This is a genomic window from Kitasatospora sp. NPDC059722 (genome assembly GCF_042733235.1).
GTDB lineage: Bacteria > Actinomycetota > Actinomycetes > Streptomycetales > Streptomycetaceae > Kitasatospora.
In genome coordinates, this window is record NZ_JBHWGD010000183.1 from 1 (window position 1) to 6,135 (window position 6,135).

A 6,135-nucleotide genomic window follows, 5' to 3' on the forward strand; every position below is an offset into this window, starting at 1 on the left:
CCCTCCCACAGATCTCAGCGCGCCTCCAGAGACCACCAACAGTGTTATATAGGCGCCGTGTCTCCCGCGGTGGCGGTGTACCCGCCCCGCGCCGCCCGGCTCGTCGACACGCCCGCGGGCCCGGTCCTCGCCGGGTACGCCGTCACGGACGGCACGCTCACCGAGGACGACCTGCGCCTCGCCCTGGCCGCCCGCCTGCCCGACTACATGGTCCCCGCCGGGCTCCTGCTGCTCGACGCCCTCCCGCTGACGCCCGGCGGAAAGGTCGACCGGGCCGCGCTGCCCGCCCCGGAGCTGGGCGGCCTCGGCGCACCGCCCGAGGGCGACTGCGAGGAGATCCTCGCCGAGGTGTGGCAGGAGGTCCTGGGCGCGGTCCGGGTCTCCCGCCACGACGACTTCTTCAGCATCGGCGGCCACTCGCTGCTCGCGACCCGCCTGACGGCCCGCATCCGGGACACCTTCGACATCGAGGTGCCCCTGCGCGCGGTCTTCGGCGACCGCACCCTCGCCGCCATGGCCCGCCGCATCGAAGACCTGCTGCTCGCCGACCTCGACGACGAACTCGCCGCGCTCGGAAACGACGCAGTGGGCGATGACGCGGTGGGCGAGCACGCAGTGGGGGACACCACCATGGGGGACGACGCATGACCGACCGACCAAGAGAAGGCGCCGCCGACGCCCGGCGCCAGGAACTGCTGCGGCAGCGCCTCGCCAAGGCGAAAGCCGCCAGAGCCGCAGCGGCGCCGGCCAGGACGGCCATCGCGCCGCGCCCCGCCGACGAGCCGATGCCGCTCTCCTCCGCGCAGCGGCGGATGTGGTTCCTCGCCCAGTACGAGCCCGACAGCGCCGCCTACCACATCCCGCTCGCGCTGCGCATCGCCGGAGAACTCGACGAGGCGGCCCTGGCCGCGGCCCTCGCGGACGTCGTCGACCGGCACGAGGTGCTGCGCACCGTCTACCCGGCGTCCGAGGGCGAGGTGCGGCCCGGACCGCTCGCGGCGGGCGCCTTCGCCCTCGCCACCGCCGACGTCCAGGCCGCCGCCGTGGACGCCCGGCTCGCCGAGGAGGCCGCCCGGCCCTTCGACCTCGCCGCCGACCCGCCGCTGCGGGCCGTCCTGCTGCGCACGGGCGAGGGCTTCGTGCTCAGCCTCGTCCTGCACCACATCGCCGCCGACGGCTGGTCCCTCGGGGTGCTGTTCGCCGACCTCGGCGCCGCCTACGCGGCCCGCCGCGAGGGCCGGGCGCCCGCGTGGGCGCCGCTGCCCGTCCAGTACGCGGACGTCGCGCACTGGCAGCTCACCGAGCAGGCCGCCGAACTCGCCGCGCAGGAGACGTGGTGGCTGGAGCGGCTGCGCGGCGCCGCCACCACCGTCACCGTGCCCACCGACCGGTCCCGCCCGGCCGTCGCCGGCACCCGCGGCGCGCGGATCACCGCCGAGTTCGGCGCCGAGCGCTCCCGTCGCATCCGCACCCTCGCGGAACGCACCGCCACGACCCCGTACATGGTGCTGCTGGCCGCCCTCCAGACCGTCCTCGGCCGCTACACCGGCAGCGACGACGTCGTGGTCGGCACGCCCGTCGCCGGGCGGACCCGCAGCGAGACGGAGGCGCTGGTCGGCTGCTTCGTCAACACGCTCGCGATGCGCACCGACCTTTCCGGCGAGCCGACCGTCCGCGCGCTCCTCGACCGCGTCCGAGAGAGCGCCCTGGGCGCGTTCGCCCGTCAGGACCTGCCCTTCGAGCGGCTGGTGGACGCCCTCGCGCCCGAGCGCGAGCTCTCCCACACCCCGCTCTTCCAGGTCCTGCTCAACGTCCACAACCAGGACCGGGCCCGGCCCGAGCTGCCCGGCCTGGACGTGGACTGGCACCCGGTCGGCACCGACACCGCCAAGTTCGACCTCTCCGTCGCCGTGGTGGACGAGGACGACGCCCTGCTCGCCGACCTCGGGTGGCGCGCCGAGCTGTACGACGAGCCGACGGTCCGCCGGTTCTTCGGCCACCTCACCACCGTCCTCGACGCGATGGCCGCCGACCCGGACCGCCCGCTCGCCGAACTGCCGCTGCTCACCCCGTCCGAGCGGCGCCGCCTCGACGCCTGGGACGACACCGCGCGCACCTGGGACCTCACCGGCACCCTGCACGGCCTGGTCGAGGAACAGGCCCGCCGCACCCCGCACGCGCCGGCGGTCCGGGGTGCCGACGGCGTCCTCAGCTACGCCGAGCTCGACCGGCGCGCCAACGCGCTGGCCCACCGGCTGCGCGCCCTCGGCGTCGGCCCGGACCGCCCGGTCGGCCTGTTCGCCGAGCGCTCGGCCGCCCTCGTCGTCGGCATGCTCGGCATCCTCAAGGCGGGCGGCGCCTACCTGCCACTGGACCCCGTCTACCCGGACGAACGCATCGCCGCACTCCTCACCGCCGCCGGCACCGCCGCGGTGGTCACCACCGACGACCTCCGCGCCCGCGTACCGGGCGAGGCCGTCGTCGTCCCGCCGCTCACCACCCCGGCGGAGCCGTGCGACGGGCCGCCCGAGGTGGACGTCCGCCCCGAGCACCTGTGCTACCTGATCTTCACCTCCGGCTCCACCGGCGCCCCCAAGGGCGTCGCCGTCGAGCACCGCAACTACCGCAACTACCTGCACGGCCTGCGCGAGCGGATCGGCCCCGGCAGCGAGGGCTGGAACTGGGCGCTGGTCTCCACCTTCGCCGCCGACCTCGGCACCACCAACGTGTTCGGCGCCCTCACCGGCGGCGGCTGCCTGCACCTGCTCACGCGCGAACAGGCCACCGACCCGGCCGCGTTCGCCCGGTACGCGGCCGAGCACCGGATCGACGCGATGAAGCTCGTCCCCAGCCACCTGGAGGGCCTGGCCGCGCACGGCGACGGCCTCGCGGGCGTGCTGCCCGCACACCTGCTGATCTGCGCGGGCGAAGCGCTGCGCCCCGACCTGGTCGCGCGCATCCGCGCCGCCCGGCCGGACCTCCCGCTGCACAACCACTACGGGCCCACCGAGACGACCGTCTCGATGCTCGGCGCGCCCGTTCCGGTCGAGCCCGATGCCGCTGTCCCGCTGGGCCTGCCGTTCGGCAACGTCGGCGCCCACGTCCTCGACGCCCCGCGGCGCCCGGTGCCGGTGGGCGTGCCCGGCGAGCTGTACGTGTCGGGCGGCGGCGTGGCGCGCGGCTACCTGGGCCGCGACGACCTGACGGCGGAACGGTTCGTCACCGTCGACGGCCGGCGCTGCTACCGCACCGGGGACCTCGTGCGCCGCCGCCCCGACGGCGCGATCGAGTTCCTCGGCCGGATCGACCACCAGGTGAAGATCCGCGGCTTCCGGGTGGAGACCGGCGAGGTCGAGGCCGAGCTGACCGCCCGCCCCGAGGTCCGCGAGGCGGTCGTGGTCGCGCGCGGCGAGGGCGCGGCCCGCAGCCTCGTCGCGTACGTCGTGCCCGCCGTCCCCGACCCGGGGGACCTGCGGGCCGCGCTGCGCACCCGGCTGCCCGACTACATGGTGCCGGCGGCCGTGGTGCTGCTGGAGGCGCTGCCGCTGAACGCCAACGGCAAGGTGGACCGGCACGCGCTGCCGGAGCCGTCGCCGGTCCAACAGGTCTCCGGTGGGGGAGAGTTGGAGACGGAGGCCGAGCACGCCGTGGCCGCCGTCTACCGGCAGGTGCTCGACGTCGAGGACGTCGGCCCGGCGGACGACTTCTTCGCCCTCGGCGGGGACTCCTTCTCCGCCGTGCGCACCGTCCGGCTGATCGGCCGCGGCCTGTCGGTGATCGACCTGTTCCAGCAGCCGACCGTCCGCGCCCTGGCCGCCCTGCTCGACGCCCGGGCCGGCGGCGGCCCGGCCCAGGACGGTCCGCGCCGTCTGCTGCACAAGCTCACGCGCGGCGGCGAGCCGGCCGAGGTCACCGTCGTCTGCGTCCCGTACGGCGGCGGCAGCCCGATCACGTTCCAGCCGCTCGCCGACGCCCTGCCCGCCGGGCACCGGCTCTACGCCGTCGAGCTGCCCGGCCACGACCCGAGCCGCCCGCACGACGAGCTCGCCGAACTCGACGGCCTCGCCGACCGGTTGGCCGCCGAGGTCGCCGAGCGGATCGAGGGCCCGGTGCTCCTGTACGGCCACTGCCTCGGCGGCGCGCTGGCCACCGCCCTGGGCTCCCGCCTGGAGGCGGCCGGCGTCGACCTGCGCGGCCTCGCCCTCGGCGGGACGTTCCCGGCGGCCCGCCTGCCCGGCCGCTTCGCCGAGTGGTTCGCCCGCCGCATGCCCGGCGACCGGATGCTCTCCAACCGCTCCTACCTCGACTACCTGCGCGCGATGGGCGGCTTCACCGACGTCTACGACCGGGCCGAACAGGACTTCCTGGTCCGGGCGTTGCGCCACGACGTGCGGCAGGCCGAGGACTTCTACACGCGCGCGTACGGGGACGGGCGGCCCGCGCGCATGGCCGCGCCGATCCTGTGCGTCGTGGGGGAGAAGGACCGCGCGACCCAGCTGTACGAGGAGCGGTACGCCGAGTGGGAGCACTTCGGCGCCACCGTCGACCTCGCCGTGATCCCGCGCGCCGGGCACTACTTCCTCAAGCACCAGGCCGCCGAACTCGCCCGCGTCCTGGCCGGGTTCGCGGCGACGGGCGGCGTGGCCGAGCAGGTCGCGACCAAGCGCCCGGCGGCCCGCGCCGAGCTCGCGACCTTCGCCAAGGTGGCGATCGGCCAGTTCGTCTCGATGATCGGCACGAGCCTGTCCGGCTTCGCGCTCGGCGTCTGGGTCTACCAGCAGACCGGCTCCGCCTTCGACTTCGCGCTCATCTCGGTGGTCGCGGTGCTGCCCGCCGTCCTCCTGCTGCCGATCGCGGGCGCGGTGGCCGACCGGGTGGACCGCCGCAAGATCATGATCGTGACGGACACCGTCGCCGCGGCGGGCATGCTCGCACTGGGCCTGCTCCACTGGGCGGACCTCCTCCACGTCTGGCACATCTACGTGGTGGCCTGCACGGGATCCGTCTGCACGGCGTTCCAACGGCCCGCCTACCTGGCCGCGATCACCCAGCTCGTGCCCAAGCGCTACCTCGGCCAGGCCAACGGCCTCGCCCAACTCGGCACCGGCGCGGGCGACATGATGGCCGTCCTGGCCGGCGGCGTGCTCGTGTCGCTGATCGGCCTGCACGGCGTCGTCCTCTTCGACATGGCCACCTTCCTGACCGGCGTCACCTGCCTGCTGCTCGTCCGCTTCCCGGACGCGATGTTCGACAAGCAGGAAGAACCGCTGCTGCGCGAGGTCGTCACCGGCTGGCGCTACATCGTCCGGCGGCACAGCCTCGTCGCGATGGTCGTCTTCTTCGTCGTCTTCAACTACCTGTTCGCGGTCGCCACCGTCCTCGTCACCCCGATGGTCCTGGCCGACGGCACGTCCGTGGAACTCGGCGTCATCACCGCCGTCGGCGGTGTCGGCGCGATGGCGGGCGGTGTCGTGATGGCGCTGTGGGGCGGCACCCGGCGCCGCGCGGTCGGCATGGTCGGCTTCACGTCGGTGGTCGGCCTCGCCGCCGTCGTCGCCGGCAGCGGACCGCACACCGCGCTCACGGCGGCGGGCATGTTCGTGCTGTGGGGCGCGCTGATCATCCTCAACGCCCACTGGATGGCACTCATCCAGACCAAGGTCGGCATGGAACTCCAGGGCCGCGTCCTCGCCACCAACCAGATGCTGGCCATGTCGATGATGCCGCTCGGCTTCCTCACCGCGGGCCCGCTCTCCGACCACGTCTTCGCACCGCTGCTGCGCCCCGGCGGCGCGCTCGCCGACTCCGTCGGCCTGGTCCTCGGCACCGGCCCCGGCCGCGGCGCGGGCCTGCTGCTCGTCCTGGTCGGCGCCGTCATGACGGTGTGGGGCCTGCTCGGCCTCGCGTACCGGCCGCTGCGACTGCTGGAGGACCTGCTGCCGGACGCGCTGCCGGACGCCGAGATCGGCGACAAGGACGCCATCCAGGCCGAGGCCGACCGGCGCCTCGCCGCCCTGTCACGCCCGGCGCCGCCGCGGCAGACGCGCGGGGAGCCGGAACCCGTCGAGGACGAGCCCGACCCGGTGGGCGCCGCGCCCCCGGCGCCGACCTGGTCGGCCTGTGGCTTATACAAAG

Annotated in this window: 2 protein-coding genes; both read left to right on the top strand. The window is 75.1% G+C overall.

The annotated features are described in order from the left end of the window. Window positions 1-57: 57 nt before the first annotated feature. Window positions 58-648 (top strand): phosphopantetheine-binding protein, encoded by a 591-nt coding sequence (locus ACFV4F_RS41700; protein ID WP_380510952.1) that lies wholly within the window; start codon window positions 58-60, stop codon window positions 646-648. Further along, a partial coding sequence (locus ACFV4F_RS41705) for an amino acid adenylation domain-containing protein (RefSeq protein ID WP_380510955.1) occupies window positions 645-6,135 on the top strand: 5,491 nt, incomplete at its 3' end. The genes ACFV4F_RS41700 and ACFV4F_RS41705, both read left to right, overlap by 4 nt.